Source organism: Erythrobacter sp. WG, assembly GCF_026586795.1.
Classification (GTDB): Bacteria; Pseudomonadota; Alphaproteobacteria; order Sphingomonadales; family Sphingomonadaceae; genus Erythrobacter.
Genome location: NZ_JAPFGY010000019.1, coordinates 53273 through 70158, shown reverse-complemented (window position 1 = coordinate 70158; position 16886 = coordinate 53273). Strand labels below are relative to the sequence as shown.

Annotated in this window: 18 protein-coding genes and 1 other RNA gene; 9 read left to right on the top strand and 10 right to left on the bottom strand. The window is 68.9% G+C overall.

Features of this window, described 5'->3' with window-relative positions:
* The 3 genes from OPU67_RS10955 to OPU67_RS10945 form a co-directional block, all read right to left on the bottom strand.
* Positions 1-219 (bottom strand): hypothetical protein (locus OPU67_RS10955; RefSeq protein WP_267619570.1); only part of this gene is annotated, 219 nt, incomplete at its 3' end.
* Between the two features lie 47 nt (positions 220-266).
* Positions 267-1685, bottom strand: a complete 1419-nt coding sequence (locus OPU67_RS10950) for a glycosyl transferase family protein (RefSeq protein ID WP_267619569.1) — start codon at positions 1683-1685, stop codon at positions 267-269.
* Positions 1686-1804: 119 nt separating this feature from the next.
* Entirely contained in the window at positions 1805-2242 is a 438-nt protein-coding gene (locus tag OPU67_RS10945) for a VOC family protein (protein ID WP_267619577.1), read from the bottom strand.
* Positions 2243-2316: 74 nt separating this feature from the next.
* On the opposite strand from OPU67_RS10945, the gene OPU67_RS10940 reads away from it, so the two are divergent.
* From OPU67_RS10940 to OPU67_RS10930, 3 genes are all read left to right on the top strand, one after another.
* The gene (locus OPU67_RS10940; RefSeq protein WP_420709003.1) at positions 2317-3072 is read left to right on the top strand and encodes an SIMPL domain-containing protein; all 756 of its coding nucleotides are present in this window, start codon (positions 2317-2319) and stop codon (positions 3070-3072) included.
* Between the two features lie 220 nt (positions 3073-3292).
* Positions 3293-4051, top strand: coding sequence for a metallophosphoesterase (locus tag OPU67_RS10935; RefSeq protein WP_267619568.1), 759 nt, complete (start codon positions 3293-3295; stop codon positions 4049-4051).
* A gap of 58 nt (positions 4052-4109) precedes the next feature.
* On the top strand, positions 4110-5420 hold the full coding sequence (locus tag OPU67_RS10930; RefSeq protein ID WP_267619567.1) for a UDP-glucose dehydrogenase family protein: 1311 nt from the start codon (positions 4110-4112) through the stop codon (positions 5418-5420).
* On the opposite strand, the gene OPU67_RS10925 is transcribed toward OPU67_RS10930, so the two are convergent.
* The 6 genes from OPU67_RS10925 to OPU67_RS16345 form a co-directional block, all read right to left on the bottom strand.
* Positions 5396-6208 (bottom strand): hypothetical protein, encoded by an 813-nt coding sequence (locus tag OPU67_RS10925; RefSeq protein WP_267619566.1) that lies wholly within the window; start codon positions 6206-6208, stop codon positions 5396-5398. The two genes, OPU67_RS10930 and OPU67_RS10925, sit on opposite strands and share 25 nt — an antisense overlap.
* Positions 6209-6393: 185 nt before the next feature.
* Positions 6394-6832, bottom strand: an RNA gene (rnpB, locus tag OPU67_RS10920) — RNase P RNA component class A.
* A 60-nt stretch (positions 6833-6892) separates the two neighbouring features.
* Positions 6893-7621 carry an aquaporin Z gene (gene aqpZ, locus OPU67_RS10915; RefSeq protein ID WP_267619565.1) on the bottom strand — a complete coding sequence of 243 codons (729 nt, stop codon included), beginning with the start codon at positions 7619-7621 and terminating at the stop codon, positions 6893-6895.
* A gap of 68 nt (positions 7622-7689) precedes the next feature.
* Positions 7690-8325, bottom strand: a complete 636-nt coding sequence (locus OPU67_RS10910; protein WP_267619575.1) for an N-acetylmuramoyl-L-alanine amidase — start codon at positions 8323-8325, stop codon at positions 7690-7692.
* Positions 8326-8419: 94 nt separating this feature from the next.
* Positions 8420-9073 carry a histidine phosphotransferase family protein gene (locus OPU67_RS10905; RefSeq protein WP_267619564.1) on the bottom strand — a complete coding sequence of 218 codons (654 nt, stop codon included), beginning with the start codon at positions 9071-9073 and terminating at the stop codon, positions 8420-8422.
* Between the two features lie 9 nt (positions 9074-9082).
* Entirely contained in the window at positions 9083-9784 is a 702-nt protein-coding gene (locus tag OPU67_RS16345) for a Mov34/MPN/PAD-1 family protein (protein ID WP_324255365.1), read from the bottom strand.
* Positions 9785-9847: 63 nt separating this feature from the next.
* Here OPU67_RS16345 and OPU67_RS10890 point away from each other — a divergent pair, with 63 nt between their 5' ends.
* Both OPU67_RS10890 and rpoH read left to right on the top strand, forming a co-directional pair.
* Positions 9848-10801, top strand: coding sequence for an RluA family pseudouridine synthase (locus OPU67_RS10890; protein ID WP_267619563.1), 954 nt, complete (start codon positions 9848-9850; stop codon positions 10799-10801).
* A gap of 115 nt (positions 10802-10916) precedes the next feature.
* The gene (rpoH, locus tag OPU67_RS10885; protein WP_267619562.1) at positions 10917-11822 is read left to right on the top strand and encodes an RNA polymerase sigma factor RpoH; all 906 of its coding nucleotides are present in this window, start codon (positions 10917-10919) and stop codon (positions 11820-11822) included.
* A gap of 621 nt (positions 11823-12443) precedes the next feature.
* Here the strand turns inward: rpoH and OPU67_RS10880 are convergent.
* Positions 12444-13772: a M20 metallopeptidase family protein gene (locus OPU67_RS10880; RefSeq protein ID WP_267619561.1), complete on the bottom strand. Its 1329-nt coding sequence runs from the start codon at positions 13770-13772 to the stop codon at positions 12444-12446.
* 104 nt (positions 13773-13876) lie between these two features.
* Here OPU67_RS10880 and mtgA point away from each other — a divergent pair, with 104 nt between their 5' ends.
* Genes mtgA through OPU67_RS10860 form a run of 4 tightly spaced genes read left to right on the top strand, consistent with a single transcriptional unit; the run spans position 13877 to position 16872 of the window.
* On the top strand, positions 13877-14548 hold the full coding sequence (gene mtgA, locus OPU67_RS10875) for a monofunctional biosynthetic peptidoglycan transglycosylase (protein WP_267619560.1): 672 nt from the start codon (positions 13877-13879) through the stop codon (positions 14546-14548).
* Positions 14549-14555: 7 nt separating this feature from the next.
* Entirely contained in the window at positions 14556-15509 is a 954-nt protein-coding gene (locus tag OPU67_RS10870) for a cation diffusion facilitator family transporter (RefSeq protein ID WP_267619559.1), read from the top strand.
* Entirely contained in the window at positions 15509-16102 is a 594-nt protein-coding gene (locus OPU67_RS10865; RefSeq protein WP_267619558.1) for a sigma-70 family RNA polymerase sigma factor, read from the top strand. The genes OPU67_RS10870 and OPU67_RS10865 overlap by 1 nt, the downstream gene beginning before the upstream one ends.
* Complete coding sequence (locus tag OPU67_RS10860; RefSeq protein ID WP_267619557.1) at positions 16099-16872, top strand: anti-sigma factor; 774 nt, start codon at positions 16099-16101, stop codon at positions 16870-16872. Before OPU67_RS10865 ends, OPU67_RS10860 begins: the two co-directional genes overlap by 4 nt.
* The last annotated feature ends 14 nt before the right edge of the window (positions 16873-16886 follow it).

The following is a 16886-nucleotide window of genomic DNA, read 5'->3' as shown; positions in this document are numbered from 1 at the left end:
CCACGCGCCGCCCCCCGGCGGCAGCGGAAGGCCGGCGGAGGCCGGGTCATAGGCGGCTTCGGAAAAGGTCACCCCGGCCATCAGCAGCGGGCTCGCCAGCGAGCGCGGGGCGAGGCCGGAGGGCCCCGGCGCGCCGAGCGCCGCTGCGGGCGGCGCGAAGGGATCGTCCCACCACGCCGCGCGCAGCAGCGTCCATGCGCCGAGCAGCAGCAGCAACATCACGAGCGGGCCGCCACGGTGTCCGGGGCGAGGCGGCCCGCCCGCGCTCACCGTGCCATTCCGTAGACCGCACCCGGTGCGGGATTGGCCTCGTGCTCGGTCTTGTCCCAGGCTGCCGCGCGGCCCATCAGCGCCGCGATGTAGGCGAACACCGCCCGCCGCCCGGCGATGATCGCGATGACGTTGGCGAGCGGCAGGCGGGCGATCGCCCACAGCCCCTCGGCCAGTCCGTATTCGCGCGCGGTGAAGGCAAAGCGCATCCCGATCCGCCAGGCGAAGGCGAGCGCGTTGGCGGCAAGCACCGCGGCCAGCAGCGGGGTGACGCGGATCGGCGGCGCGAAGCCGGCGAGCACCAGCACGCCCATCAGCCCGGTGAGCAGAACCAGAACGTAGCCGACCAGCAGCACCAGCGCGGTCAGCGGCCCGCGCCGGTCGCGTGCGCGCATCCAGGTCTCGATCAGCCCGCCCGACCAGCCGACCCGGTCCCAGCCCTGAAGCGAAATTCCGAGCACCCAGCGGCTCTTCTGGCGCACCACGGTGTCGAAGCTGTGCGGGAAATAGGCGCGCGTGGCGATCAGCCGCCCGTCCTCGCCGCGCGCCCGCACGAAGCGGCAGCGCCCCCCGGCGGCGGCAATGGCGAGGCCGAGCTCGTAGTCCTCGGTCAGCGAATCCGCGGCGAAGGGCGATCCGTCCCCCTGCCCCGCCACCAGCCAGTCGAGCGCCCGGCGCGAGGCGGCACAGCCGACGCCCGCGCCCGGCAGACCCGCGCCCAGCGCATCGCGCACCACCATCGCCTTGCCGTGAGCCTCGGCGAATTCCTCGCAGTAATGCGCGCCGACGTGCCGTGCGAAGAAGGCACGGTGGCGCGGGATCAGCGGTTCGACCGGCAGTTGCACGAAATCCGCGCCGCCGGTGATGCATTCGTCGAGCAGGCCCAGCGCACCGGCATCGACCATGTCCTCGGCATCGTGGAACACCACCGCCCGGAAACGGCGCTGGCCGCGTTCCTCGTCGACGACGAGCGCGGCGTAGAGCCGGTTGAGGCAATCGGCCTTGGTGGTCGGCCCGTCGCGGTCGTGGATCACCAGCCTCAGCCGCGGATCGGCCCGTGCGGCGGCGATGCACGCGGCGAGGGTCGCGGCATCGTTGCGGTAGCAGCCGACATAAAGGCGCAATTGCGGCTGCGGCCAGGTGCCCAGCAGGTGGCCGACCGTCTGGCCGATCACCGCCGCCTCGCGCCAGGCGGGGATCAGCACCGCGATCGGGCCGGACAGCGGCCGGTGCTGGAGCGCCGCCCGGTTGCGCCGCATGGTCCGCCGGCCGCCTCCGAAGCGATCCGCAAGCCACAGCGCATCGATCGCCAAATCGTCGAGCGCGCCGATCAGGAAAAACACCCCGGCAAACAGCAACAGTTCGTGTTGCAGCAGTGCAAGCCACTGCCACGGGTCATGCACCGGTATGGACAAGGCGACCCCCTTCCCCAAGAAGATCGTCAATTTACCTTGACAAACACCGACTTGCAACTGTCCACAGAAATTTTGATGGTATAAATCGATTTAATAGGCAGGCTGCGAAAGACGACGACTTACCAGCTCCCCGTATTCGGCATACTCGCCCACGGCTCGGCCGGCGGTAGGTGGCCTTCCTGGAGCAGTTCCACCGAAATCCCGTCGGGCGACTTGACGAAGGCCATGTGCCCGTCGCGCGGGGGGCGGTGGATGGTGTGGCCCGCGTCCAGCAACCGCTGGCACGTCTCGTAGACGTTCGCCACCCGGTAGGCGAGGTGCCCGAAGTTGCGGCCCCCGGTGTATTCCTCCGCCGGAGAGCCGTCCGCAGGCGGCCAGTTGTAGGTGAGCTCGACCTCGGCAAGCCCCGCCTGCCCGGGTGCGGCGAGGAAGATCAGCGTGAAGCGCCCCTGCTCGCTGTCGAAGCGGCGCACCTCCTCCAGCCCGATCAGCTTGAAGAAGGCAACCGTCGCCTCCGGATCGGCGACGCGGATCATCGTGTGAAGATACTTGACCATCTTAACTTCCATTCAATCACGGTTCATCGACGCTGATGCACAATTCGTCGCACCAACCTGAAGGGGACAATGCGATGAGTGGTGACGATGTGCAACCTGCCAATGCGCCGGGCGGTGTGCTGCGCGAGCCTGCCAGCGTGCGGTGGTTCGGAGCGGCGGGGATTCTCGCGGTCGGCATGATCGCGGGCGGCTATCTGCTCGGCAACGGGCTGCTGCGCGCCAAGGATGCCGAACGCGCCGTCACCGTGCGCGGGCTTGCCGAGCGCGATGTCACCGCCGACCTTGCCACCTGGACGATCTCCTACTCCACCACCTCGACCGATATCGGCGCGGCCCAGGCCAAGGTGCGCGAGGACACCGCGACGATCGAGGGCTTCTTCAAGGAACTGGGCTTCCCCGCCGACGCGCTCCAGCCGACCGGCGCCAACGTGACGAGTTTCACCACCGACGGCGTCACCAGCTACACCGTGCGCCAGCGTCTCGCGCTGCGCACCACCGATGTCGACCGCGCGCAGAAGGCGGTGGCGCGGCAGTTCGATCTCGTCAGCCGGGGGGTGTTCCTCGAAGAGGGTTCGGGCATGGCCTACACCTTCACCAAGCTCAACGACATCAAGCCCGCGATGGTTGCCGAGGCGACCAAGGACGCGCGCGCGGCTGCGCAGCAGTTCGCCAAGGATTCGGACTCGCGCGTCGGCAAGATCCGCGACGCGACGCAGGGCTATTTCGAGGTCGCCGCGCGCGACGGGGATTCGGGCGGCGGCTGGGGCCAGGCGGACAGCCCCTACAAGAAGGTGCGGGTCGTCACGACGGTCAGTTTCACGCTCGATTAGGGCGCGAAGCGCTACGCCTCGGCGACCAATTTGCACCATCCGTCGTGCCATCGGCTGGGCCGATTGCGCGGACGTGCTAGAATTGCCATGAGGTCGGTGCGCGCATCGGGCGACGCGGCCTACCCCTTTCGACAGAACCCAAGGTCCGCAACCGGATGTCACCGCAATGGTCATGCTGCAACGTCTGCGCGGCTTACTGAAACCCCCTGCTCCTCCTCGGATGCCGCAAGTGCCCACCGGCACGCGCTACTACGCGATCGGCGACATCCACGGGCGGCTCGATCTCTACGAAGCGATGATCGCCGGGATCGAGGCGGAAATCGCCGCGAGCCCGGGCCTCGACCACCGCATCGTCCTGCTCGGCGATCTCGTCGACCGCGGGCCCGACAGCGCCGGGGTGATCGCCCGCACCCAGGCCTGGCAGCAGGTCCGCAACGTGCGCGTGCTGATCGGCAACCACGAGGAGATGTTCCTCAACGCCTTCCGCAAGCCCGAGAGCCTGCGCCACTTCCTGCGCCACGGCGGCTACGAGACGGTGCTGAGCTTCGGCTTCACCCCGCACGAGATCGGGACGCTCGAACTCGGGGAGATCCACGCGCTCTACTGCGCGCGCATCCCGCAGGCGGTGCGCGACTATGTCGCCGCCTTCGAGACGATGATCCGCGCCGGTGACTATGTCTTCGTCCATGCCGGGATCGATCCGGCGCGGCCGCTCGCCGAACAGAAGCGCAGCGACCTGTTGTGGATTCGCTCGGGCTTCCTCGATCACGAGGGCGCGCTCGAGAAGGTGGTGGTGCACGGCCACACCATCTTCGACCACGTCATGGACTGCGGCAACCGCATCGGCATTGACACTGGCGCATTCCGCTCGGGTGTGCTTACAGCGCTCGTGCTCGAAGGCGACCAGCGCCGCATCCTGCAGGCGCGCGCCGACGAGGACGGCGCTATCGCCATGTTCCACGGCGACCGACCGCACTGAGCGGCCCGGGCGCCGCCACGGGCGCCCCCGCGGCGCCCTCAACCGCTTGAGGGCCTTTATGAAGATTGCGATGGTGGGTTCGGGCTATGTCGGGCTCGTGTCGGGGGCCTGCTTTGCCGATTTCGGCCATGACGTGGTGTGCATCGACAAGGACCAGAGCAAGATCGACCGCCTCCACGCCGGGATCATGCCGATCTACGAGCCGGGCCTCGATGCGCTGGTGGAAAGCAACGTGCGCGCCGGGCGCCTCAGTTTCACCATCGACCTCGGCGAAGGGATCTCGGGGGCGGACGCGATCTTCATCGCGGTCGGCACCCCCTCGCGGCGCGGCGACGGGCACGCCGACCTCACCTTCGTCTACGAGGTCGCGCGCGAAGTCGGCGAAAAGCTGTCGGGGGATGCGGTGGTGGTCACCAAGTCGACCGTCCCCGTCGGCACCGGCGACGAGGTCGAGCGGATCATCAAGGAGACCGGCACCCCTCACAAGGTCGCGGTCGTCTCCAATCCCGAATTCCTGCGCGAAGGCGCGGCGATCGGCGATTTCAAGCGCCCCGACCGCATCGTCATCGGCGCCGAGGACGATTTCGGCCGCGAGGTGATGCGCCAGGTCTATCGCCCGCTGTTCCTCAACGAAAGCCCGATCCTGTTCACCAGCCGGCGCACTAGCGAGCTCATCAAATACGCCGCCAACGCCTTCCTCGCGACCAAGATCACCTTCATCAACGAGATGGCGGACCTGTGCGAGAAGGTCGGCGCCAACGTCCAGGACGTCAGCCGCGGGATCGGCATGGACAAGCGCATCGGCAGCAAGTTCCTGCACGCCGGGCCGGGCTATGGCGGCAGCTGCTTTCCCAAGGACACGCTCGCGCTGCTCAAGACCGCCGAGGACTACGACAGCCCGACCCGGATCGTCGAGGCGGTGGTCAAGGTCAACGACACCCGCAAGCGGGCGATGGGCCGCAAGGTCGTCGACGCGTTGGGCGGGACCGAGGCGGCGCGCGGTAAGCGGGCGGCGCTGCTCGGCCTGACCTTCAAGCCCAACACCGACGATATGCGCGACAGCCCGGCGATCGCGGTCGCGCAGACGCTCATGGACGCAGGGGTCGCCGTCACCGCCTACGATCCCGAAGGCATGGAGGCCGCCGCCCCGCTGCTGCCGGACGTGACCATGTGCGACAGCCCCTATGCCGCGATCGACGGCGCGGACGTGGTGGTGATCGTCACCGAATGGGACGCCTTCCGCGCGCTCGACCTGAAGCGCGTGAAGCAGCTGCTCACCCAGCCGGTGATGGTCGACCTGCGGAACATCTACAAGCCCGACGATATGCGCGCGGCCGGGTTCGACTATGTGAGCGTCGGGCGCGCCTGACCTCCGCCCAGCCAGTGTCGGCGGTTGCCCGGCTGCGACAGCCGCCACACGGTCACCGCCAGCACCAGCACGATGCCCGCGATGGCCGCGATGCCCACCGCCTCGGCCTGCCGCCCGCCCGCCGCGTTGATCGCGACCAGCGCCCAGCAGAAGACGAGCCCGTAGAGCGGCACGCCGCGCAGGCGGGCCACGGCGACGGCGGCGATCAGCGCGCCGATCGCCACCATCGCTGCCGCCACGAGCGGCGCCGGGTCCGGTCCGGCGAGACCGTGATACCTGAGGCTCGCCGCGACGTTGACGATGCTTGCTGCGGTGAGCCACGCGGCGAGGCCGGTGAAGGCGGGGACGACGAACAGCCGCTCGCCCGGGGTCAGCGTGCGGGCGCGGGCGAGCGTTTCGCAGACGAACAGCAGACAGGCGAGCGAGACGAGGATGATCGCCACCGAGATCGCGGTGAGGTTGGCCAACTGCGTGTAGGTCGACCAAACACCCTGCGCCGCGAGCGCGACCGCCGCCGGCCAGCCGATCCGGGCGAGCAGCGGGTTGTCCTTCTGCCTCGGCAGCGCCTGCCACATCGCGAACAGCACCGACAGCACGAACAGCGGCCCCCAGATCGCGAAAGCCCAGCCGGCCGGGGTGATGAGCGTGCGCACCGCATCGGACCGGTCGCCGATGAAGGTGCCGATTCCGATGCGCGGCAGGAAGCCCGCCCCGATCTGGACGACGACGGCCAGGATGATCGCGACGCGCTGGGCGAGCGGACGGGGGACGGCGGTGCGTTCGATCATGGCGCGTTAAGTCGCGGCGGGACCGGATTGTTCCGCGCGGCCGCCCCACACAGCCTTGCGCAAAGGCGCCCGATCGGTCGCGCAGCGACCGCGAGCGCACGCGCGCGAGCCGCAGGCGATCAGGACCGCAGGGCCTGAAAACCGCCGAGGACGCTCGCCCGGATGGGCGAGCCTAAAACACAACGTATCAGGGGGCCCTCATAAGCCGGGTTCTGTCTCCCCGGGCGGTATCCTTACGGACCGGCCCCGGGGTGGCAGCCATTCATCTGGGCCGCCGGTTGCCCGGCGGCTCTAGCAGCCAACCCGGGCCGCTCGGGGCGAAACACCCCTACCCTCCTTGCGAAGGGCGCGCGGCCCCTATTCGGCCTTGCTCCGGGTGGGGTTTGCCATGCGGTGGCCGTTGCCGGCCCCCCCGGTGCGCTCTTGCCGCACCCTTTCACCCTTGCCTGTGCCCCCGCAAGCGGGGAACCATCGGCGGTCTGCTCTCTGTGGCACTTTCCCTTGCCCTGCCCGAAGGCAGGACCGGCGGGCGTTACCCGCCACCCTCGTTTCGTGGAGCCCGGACTTTCCTCGCGTCCCCCCCTGCATTCACAAGAAGGCACACGCGACTGCCTCAGGCCCCCTGACGCATCGGCCTATAGGCATGACGGGCGGCGAATGCAAAGCCGCCGCCCGGTCGCCCGCCTATGCGGTCGCCGTATCCTGCCCGCCGATGTTCTCGAGGCTTTCGTTGGGCGCCAGCAGCAGCTTCCAGACGAGCGCGCCGATCACCGCCCCGACGAGCGGCGCGACCCAGAACAGCCACAGCTGGCTGACCGCCGCCGTATCGGCATAAAAGGCGACACTGGTCGAGCGCGCCGGATTGACCGAGGTGTTGGTCACCGGGATCGAGATGAGGTGGATGAGCGTCAGCGCCAGCCCGATGGCGATCGGCGCAAAGCCGGCCGGGGCCGCGGCCGAGGTCGCGCCGAGGATCACCACCAGGAACCCGGCGGTCAGCACCACCTCGATGACCAGCGCGGCGAGCATCGAATAGCCGCCCGGCGACAGCTCGCCATAGCCGTTCGAGGCGAAGCCCCCGGCGGTGAAGCCCGCCGTGCCGCTGGCGATCACGTAGAGCATCCCCGCCGCACAGAACGATCCGATGAGCTGCGCCGCCCAGTAAGGGACAAGCTCGCCCCAGGAAAACCGCCCGCCGACCGCAAGGCCCAGCGACACCGCCGGATTGAAGTGCCCGCCCGAAATGCCGCCCACCGCATAGGCCATGGTCAGCACCGTCAGCCCGAAGGCAAGGCTGACACCGGCAAAACCGATCCCGAGATCCGGCACCCCCGCCGCCAGCACCGCCGAGCCGCAGCCGCCGAACACCAGCCAGAAGGTTCCGAAGAACTCGGCCGCAAGTTTCTTGGTCATCATGATCCCCCTTATGCTTCGCTGTCACCCCGGCCCCGCCCCTGCGAAAGCCGGATTCCTTGGTCCGCCTAGCGCGTCCTCCCTTGGTCGCGGTCGAGCAGCAATTGCCACAGGATCGCGGCGATCTCGCCGTCCGGCACGCCGGTGATCCGCTCGGGCCGCCAGCGGCGCTCGAAGGCTTCCACCGCTTTCGCCTGATCGGTAATGTCGTAGCCGAAGCGTTCCAGCGCGAGGAAGAAGCTCCCCCAGTTGTGGAACGGATTGCCCGCCGCAAGGCAGTCGGGGCGTGGCAGGCACAGCTTGTGCCGCGCGAGCCGCTCCCACGGGAAGAGTTCGCCCGGATCCACTTTGCGCATCGGGGCGACATCGCTGTGCCCCACCACGTTGGCGCGCGGGATGTCGTAGGTCTTCACGATCCGGGCGAGCAGCGGGATCAGCGCGTCGATCTGCGCCTCGGCGAAGGCGCGGTAGCCGAGCGCGTGCCCCGGATGGTCGAGTTCGATCCCGATGCTCGCCGAATTCACGTCCGGGATACCGCGCCAGTAGCTCGCCCCCGCGTGCCAGGCGCGGCGGTCCTCCGGCACCAGCCGGATCACCTCGCCGCCCTCTGTGATGCAGTAATGCGCGCTCACCTGCGCTTCGGGATCGCACATCCGCGCGAGCGCCGCATCGAGGGGCATCTCGGTGTAGTGCAGCACGACCATCGAGATCGGCAGGGTGCGCGCGCCGTGGTTGGGCGAGAGCACCTCGCGGTGGACCAGCTCGTCGTCTCCGGTGCCCCCCGACACGCGCGCGCCCCTAGCCGATCAGGCCTTCGGGTTCGGGCAGCACCGCGCCCAGCACCAGCGCGCCGTCACCGAGCTTGTATTGCAGCCCGCCGTCCATCTCGGCGGCGAGCACGCTGATCATGTGCGCGGCGGCGGTGCGGCTGGTGATCTCGCTTTCGTGGAGGTCGCCCTGCAGCGCGCGGCCGATCGTTTCGTCGAAGGCGATCCGGTCGCCGCGCGCGCGGGCGACGATCTCGACCGCGCCCTCGCGCCGTTCCGCGCCGATGTCGAGCGTGCCGCCGCGCACCAGCGAATCCAGCGCGATCTGCGCAAGGTTCAGCAGCACCTTGACCGCCGGCTTGGGCAGGCTCGGCTCGGGCACCGCCCATTGCACCGTGACCCGCTTGGCGTCCGAGGCGAGCGCGTCGATCACGTCCTTGGCTTCCTCGATCGGGATCGCCTCGCCGAAGCCGCCGGCCGCCCCGAAGGCGAGGCGGAAGAACTTCAGCTTGTCGGTGCTGATCTTCGCCGACTGTTCGAGCAGCTCGATCACCTTGGAGCGCATCTGCGGGTCCTGCTCGTCCGCGAGCAGCTCCAGCCCGTTGGCGAGCGCGCCGACCGGCGAGAGCATATCGTGGCACAGGCGCGAGCACAGCATCGCGGCAAGATCGGTCTGGGACATCATCGCGCTTCCCTAACCGTCCGTCAGGCATAAGGGAAGTGCGGTGAAACCCGCTTCCCCGTCGCGCCAGAACGTCACGGCGTCCGGTTCGCCGAGGATCGCCCACACCCGCCCGTCCCCGCTCGCGCAGGCGCGGTCGGTGGCGGAGGGGGCGGCGGGGCCGCAAGGGTGCGAGTGGAAGTAGCCGATCACCTGCGGCCCTCCGCCGCGCGCCGCGCGGTGCGCGTCGATCAGCGCCTGAGGGTCGATCTCGAAGTGGGTGCGGGGCGCGGGGTGGACATTGCGCGCCGCGCGCGCTTCGGTGATGCGCGAGCCCTCGCCGAGCAGGATGCCGCAGGCCTCATGCGGATGCGCGGCGGCGGCGGCGGCACGCATGGCGGCGAGGGCCTGAGCGGAAACCTCTATCTCCGCCTGCCCTGAGCTTGTCGAAGGGCTGCCCTTCCTCTTCGCCAACCTTGAGATCGCGTCCCAGTCCTCCCTGATCAGCGCCAGCTTCTTCGCGCGCGACCAGCCCTTGATCCTGAGTTCGGCGGCCTTGGCTTCGTGGCGGGTGGGAAATTCCTGTGCCCAGACAAGCTCGACGGGCAAGCGCTCGCTTGTGAAGCCCGGAATGGTGCCGGACTTGTGCTGCGCAATCCGGCGCTCGAGGTCATCGGTGTGACCCGCGTAGAACACACCGCCGCGGCAGTGGAGCATATAGGCCCAGAACCCCATCCAGGTGGGCTAAGTGAAAGACGGCCCTTCGACAAGCTCAGGGCGGACGGTTAGAGGGGCTGCGTGTCCAGCAGCGAAATCATCACCGGCACCATCGAAGCCCCCGCCCGCCTCGACAAGGCGCTGGCCGAAGCGACCGGGCTCAGCCGCGCGCGGGTGCAGGGGTTGATCGAGGACGGGCGGGTCGAGATCGCCGGCAGGCCCGCCACCTCCCCATCCGCGAAGGTCGCCGCGGGCACGGCTTTCGCGGTTCACGTCCCCCCAGCCGCGCCGGCCGCAGCAGGGCCGGAGGCGATCCCGCTGGTCATCGCCTTCGAGGACGCGCACCTCGTCGTCGTCGACAAGCCTGCGGGCCTCGTCGTTCATCCGGCGGCGGGGAACCTTACCGGCACCCTGGTCAATGCGCTTCTCCACCACTGCCGGGGGCAGCTCTCGGGCATCAACGGCGTCGCCCGGCCCGGGATCGTGCACCGCATCGACAAGGACACCTCGGGGCTGCTGGTGGTCGCCAAGACCGACGCCGCGCACGAGGGGCTCGCCGCGCAGTTCGCCGCGCACACCGTCCACCGCCGCTATCTCGCGGTCTGCGCCGGGCACCCCTCGCCCGCGCAAGGCACCATCGACGCGCGGCTTGGCCGGTCGGACGGCGACCGAAAGAAAATGACCGTGCTCCCCAACAATTCCTCGCGCGGCAAATCGGCGATCACCCATTACAGAACCCTCGAGCGGCTCGATGGAAGCGCCGTGATCGAATGCCGGCTGGAGACCGGCCGTACCCACCAGGTGCGCGTTCACTGTGCGTCAATCGGCCATCCGCTATTGGGAGACCCTGCCTATGGCCGCACCCCCAAGTCCCTGCGCCCGGTCCTCGAGCGACTCGGCTTCGCCCGTCAGGCGCTGCACGCGGCGCAGCTGGGGTTCGTCCACCCGGTCAGCGGCGAGAATGTCCTGTTCCGGAGCGATTGTCCGCAAGACATGGCCACGCTGATCGACCAACTGCGCCATAGTGATCGATGAAACGTGCAACCATTCGTCGCCAAATCGCGTATATACACAACCCGTGACCCACTCCGCGGGATGCCCATCAGGGGTCCTGCGCAACGCGGTCGACGCCAGAAAGGTTAGGTAAGCAGTGACCAAGTCCAAGACCACCTCGGTCCCGGCGCTGAGCGGCGAGCAGTCGCTCAACCGCTATCTCTCGGAAATCCGCAAGTTCCCGGTGCTCACCGCCGAGCAGGAATACATGCTCGCCAAGCGCTATCAGGAGCACGAGGACCCCGAGGCCGCCGCCCAGCTCGTCTCCAGCCACCTCAGGCTCGTTGCCAAGATCGCGATGGGATACCGCGGCTATGGCCTGCCCGTTGCCGACCTCATCTCGGAAGGCAACGTCGGGCTGATGCAGGGCGTCAAGAAGTTCGAACCCGATCGCGGCTTCCGCCTCGCGACCTACGCGATGTGGTGGATCAAGGCGAGCATCCAGGAATATATCCTGCGCTCGTGGAGCCTCGTGAAGATGGGCACCACGGCTGCACAGAAGAAGCTGTTCTTCAACCTCAGGCGGATGAAGAAGAACCTCGACGCCTACGAGGACTCCGACCTGCGCCCTGACGATCTCGCCAAGATCGCGACCGACCTCGGCGTGCCCGAGCAGGAAGTCGTCAACATGAACCGGCGCATGATGATGGGCGGCGATGCCTCGCTCAACGTCAGCTTGCGCGGCGACGAGGAAGGCTCGGGCCAGTGGCAGGACTGGCTGGCGGACGACCGGCCGCTCCAGGACGAAACCGTCGCCGAAAGCCAGGAATCGCAGCTGCGCATGGAAATGCTTGGGCAGGCGATGGAAAGCCTCAACGAGCGTGAACGCCACATCCTCACCGAACGCCGCCTGACGGAGAAGCCCCAGACGCTCGAGGAACTGAGCCAGGAATACGACGTCAGCCGCGAACGCATCCGCCAGATCGAGGTGCGCGCCTTCGAGAAGCTCCAGAAGGCGATGCAGCGGATCGCCGGCGAGCGCCTGCTGCCGGGCATCGCGTAAGCGCCCTCGTCAGGCCCGGATTGCAAAGCCCCCCGGTCGCGAGGCCGGGGGGCTTTCCGCATGGGCGGCGGCGCAGGTCAGGAAAAGCCTTGGCCTTGCTCCTTTCGTTCGCCCCAGGTCCCCGATCTCCCGTTCGTGTCGAGCGAAGTCGAGACACCCCGCGTCGCGTGGCCTCGCGACTACGCGCTAGGAGAACGGCACGAGGTGTCGACCTGATGGATCATCGCGTCGCCGTGTAGGACGGCCACAAGCCGCCCGGCTCCGGATGTTGGATGCGGCAAGAAGGGCGCCAGCCCGCCCTCGACCCCCGGCAGACCCCTGCCAGACCCCCCTTAGCCCCGCTTCGCCTCCGTCAGGGTCTCCCTCGCCGGGCATTCGTGACGTGTTGGATCACACCCCGGCTGGGCCGTTCGCCCTGAGCTTGCCGAAGGGCCGCACTTTCCTTGAGTCCGGCGCGTAACGCGTTGAAGAAGAACAGTCCTTCGACAAGCTCAGGACGAACGGACTGGGGGTTCAAGGCTCCCCAAGATCCAACAGAAAGGCTACCGCAACCCCGTCGCGGCAGCTTCTCCAAGCACAATCACCCCCGCCGATGTTTCACGTGAAACATCGCGCGAACGCTCACTTCTTCGCAGCAAGGTCCAGCACCGCCGCGACCATTGCCCGGGCGCCCAGCGTGATGCTTTCGCGCGGGGCGATCTGGAACAGGGGGGAGTGGTGCCCGGCGATCGGCGGCCCGCCCGCCTTCGCCGCCGCGATCCGTTCGGGCGTGGTGCCGCCGACCGCGAAGTAGTAGCCCGGAACGCCCGTGTCGGGGCCGACGAAATAGGTGAAGTCCTCCGCGCCCATGTTCTTCTGCTCGAAGGGCACCACCGCCGCCTCGCCCAGTTCGCGCTTCATCACTGCGTTGAGCCGCCGAGCGAGCGCGCCGTCGTTGATCGTCGTCGGCGTGCCGGACCCGCGCCTGACCTTGACCGGCAGGTTCTCGGGCAGGCCGTGCGCCTTGCCGATATTGACCGCGATCCGCTCGACCGTTGCGATCACCTGTTCGCGGGTTTCCTCGTCGTTGGCGCGCACCGTCACCTGCAGCACCGCCTCGTCGGAGATGATGTTGTGCTTGGACCCGGCATGGAACGAGCCGACCGTCACCACCACGGGCTTCACCGGCGAGATCTCGCGGCTGTCGATCGATTGCAGCGCGGTGACGATCTGCGAGGCGATGTAGACCGGATCGCGCCCCAGATGCGGCGCGGCGCCGTGGGTGCCGATGCCGGGCACGATGATGTCGAGCGAATCCGAGGAGGAATACTGGATGCCTTCCGAGGCCGAGACCTTGCCCGTCTCCAGCTCTGCCGCGACGTGGAAGGCGAGCGCATAATCGGGCTTGCCGAAGCGCTGGTAGAGCCCGTCCTCCATCATTCGCTTGGCGCCGCGCACGCCTTCCTCGGCGGGCTGGACGACGAACATCAGCGTGCCGCTCCACTGGCTCTTGGTGGCCACAAGCCGCCGCGCGGTGGCCAGCATGGCGGTGATGTGCGTGTCGTGCCCGCAGGCGTGCATGGTGGGGTATTCCTTGCCGTCCTCGCCGACCTGCTTCGCGCGCGAAGCATAGGCGAGGCCGGTCTTCTCCTCGACCGGAAGACCGTCCATGTCGGCGCGGATCAGGATCGTCGGGCCCTTGCCGTTCTTGAGGATGCCGACCACCCCGGTGCCGCCGACGCCGGTCGTCACCGTGAGCCCGGCGGCCTTCAGCTCGGCCGCCATCTTCGCGGCGGTGCGGTTCTCGAGGAAGCCGAGCTCCGGGTTCTGGTGAAATTCGAGGAACAGCGGGGCGAGGTAGCTGTCGTATTCCCCCTCGATCGCGGCCTTGGTGGCGAGGTCCTCGGCGGCGACAGGCTGGCTGGCGAGAGCGAGCGCAAGGGCGCTGGCGGCGGCGTGGAACAGGCGCATGGAAGGTCCCCCCGGGTTGGTTGTGGCAGCAGCTAACCGAGCCGCGGGGCTCACCGCAAGGCCCATGCTTTCCACCCCGCCCGCCCTGCGCTAGAGCGTGTGCGATGATCCCGATGCTCCTGCGCTTCCTCGCCAAGGCGATTGCCGGCTTCGTCGGGCTGACGCTGGTGCTGGTGGTGCTGTTCAAGTTCGTGCCCGTGCCGATCACCGCGACCATGCTGATGGACGGCAACGGCGCGACCCGCGACTGGGAATCCCTGGACAACATCGACCGCAACCTCGTGCGCGCGGTGGTCGCGGCGGAGGATTCGCGGTTCTGCGAGCATTCCGGCTTCGATGCCGAGGCGATCGAGCAGGCCTGGCGCGAGAACATGGAAGGCGGGCGCATCCGGGGGGGCTCGACGATCAGCCAGCAGACCGCCAAGAACGTCTTCCTCTGGCAGGGCGGCGGTTATGTCCGCAAGGGGATCGAGGCGTGGTTCACCTTCTGGATCGAGCTGATCTGGGGCAAGCGGCGGATCATGGAGGTCTATCTCAACGTCGCCGAAACCGGGATCGGGACCTATGGCGCGGAAGCCGGGGCGCAGCGCTATTTCAACCACTCCGCCGCGCGCCTGACCCCGCGCGAGGCGGCGCGCATGGCGGCGGCCTTCCCCAGTCCCAAGAAGCGCGCGGTGACCAACCCCGGCGGATGGCTGGCGCGCCACGGCCGGCGCATCGAACGCCGCATCGGCATCGTCAGGCGTGACGGGCTCGATGCCTGCGTCTACAAGTGACCGCGTGATGCACGCTCATGCCCATCCGCACGATCATCATGGCCACGGGCACGGCCATGGCCACGGACACGGGCACGGGCACAGCCATGCGCCCAAGGATTTCGGCCGCGCCTTTGCCGTAGGCATCGCGCTCAACACCGCCTTCGTGGTGTTGGAGGCGGGCGCGGGGCTGATCTACGGCTCGATGGCGCTGGTCGCCGATGCGGGGCACAACCTGTCCGACGTGCTCGCCCTCGCCCTCGCCTGGGCCGCCAGCATCGCCGCCAAGCGCCCGGCCTCGGGGCGGTTTACCTACGGCTACAAGAGCTCGACGATCCTCGCCGCGCTTGCCAATGCCCTGCTGCTGGCAGTGGCGATCGGCGCGATCGGGTTCGAGACCCTCCACCGGATGCTGAACCCCGCCGAGCCGGAGGGCACCGCGATGATGGCCGTCGCCGGGATCGGGATCGCGATCAACGCGTTGACCGCCATGCTGTTTTTGCGCGGTCAGGACGATCTCAACATCCGCGGCGCCTATCTCCACATGGCGGCCGACGCGGCGGTGTCGCTGGGCGTGGTGGTGGCGGGGCTCGCCATCGTGCTCACCGGCATCGCGTGGATCGACCCGCTGGTGAGCCTCGCGATCCTCGCCGTCATCGCCTGGGGCACTTGGGACCTGGCGCGCGACAGCTTCGCGATGGGGCTGCTCGCCGCGCCCGCGCGGATCGACATTGCGCAGGTGAAACAGCATCTTGCAAGCCTCGAGGGGGTCGTGGCGGTCCACGATCTGCACGTCTGGCCGATGTCCACCACCGAAGTCGCGCTGACCGCGCACCTCGTCATGCCGGGCCGCCCGGCCAAGGACAGTTTTCTGCGCGACCTCGCCCAAAGCCTCGAGCGCCGCTTCGGCGTCCACCACGTAACGATCCAGGTCGAAAGCGGCGAGGAGCCTTGCGGCGCGCCCTGCGGGACCGGCTGCTGATGGCGGCCCACCCTCGCCCCCGCCCCACCAACGACGAGGCCCGCGAGGCGCTGCGCGATGCGATGGCGCGGCTCGCCGCCGGGGACCAGGCCGCGCTCGAGGAAATCTACCGCGCGACCCGGGTGAAGCTGTTCGGCATCACCTTGCGTATCTTAGGAGACAGGAAGGAAGCCGAGGACGCCTTGCAGGACGTCTATGTGAACTTGTGGCAGCGGGCCGACCGCTACGATCCGGCGCGCGCCAGCCCCATCGCGTGGCTGGCCGCTTTCGCGCGCAACCGCGCGATCGACCGCCTGCGCACCGGCAAGGTGCGCGGCGGCGCCGTGCCGGTCGAGGAGGCCGCGCCCCTCCCGGACGAGAGCCCGTTGGCTGACGCGCTGCTGATCGATGCCGAGCAGAGCGCGCAGATCCACAAGTGCCTCGCCGAACTCGACCCGCGCACCCAGGAGCACATCCGCGCGGCCTTCTTCGAAGGCTACACCTACGCCCAGCTTGCCGAGCGCGCCGGGGTGCCGCTCGGCACGATGAAGAGCTGGGTGCGCCGCGGGCTCCAGCGGCTGCGCGCCTGTTTTGAAAAGAGCGAGGCGGCATGAGCGGCCCCGAGACCACACCGGACAACGGCGTGACGCGCGACGATCCGATGCTCGCCGCCGAGTGGGCGCTCGGCCTGCTCGAGGGCGAGGAACTGCTCGCCGCGCGCGGGAAATATGCCACCGACCGCGATTTCGCGTGGCGCAAGGAATGGTGGGACGGCTGGTTCGCCCCGCTCTCCGACGGCTTCCCGGGCGCGGAACCGGGCGCGCACGTGTGGGAAGCGATTGCCGCCCGCATCGCCGCGCAGCAGCCGGCCGAGGGGCCCGCAGCATCCGCCGCGAACGTCGTCGCGCTCGAAGCCCGGCTGCGGCGCTGGCAATGGGTCGCGGGGCTTTCGAGCATCGCCGCGGCGGTCGCGCTGGTATGGGGATTTGTGCTCGCGCCCGCGCGCTCGGGAACGGACGCGCAGCAGGCCAGGACCATCGCTGCCGCACCGCTCGTCGCAACCGTGCCGATCGGCGAGAGCGGCCTCAGGCTCGACGTCACCTATATCCCCGAGAGCGAGCGGATGGTGATCGCCGCGATCGGCCTGACGCCCGACGGGGTGCACGATCACGAGCTGTGGCTGGTGCCCGCCGGGGGCGGAATCCCGCAGTCTCTGGGCGTCGTTGCGCCAGGCGAGGTCCACTCCATGCCGCTGCCGCATCCTCTCGCCGAGGCGCTTGAGAAAGGCGCGGGCCTCGTGCTGACGCGCGAACCGCTCGGCGGCAAGCCCGAGGGCCAGGACGCGGGGCCGGTGGTCGCCACGGGCGCATTCAGCCGCGTCTAGGCGCTTCGCCGCAA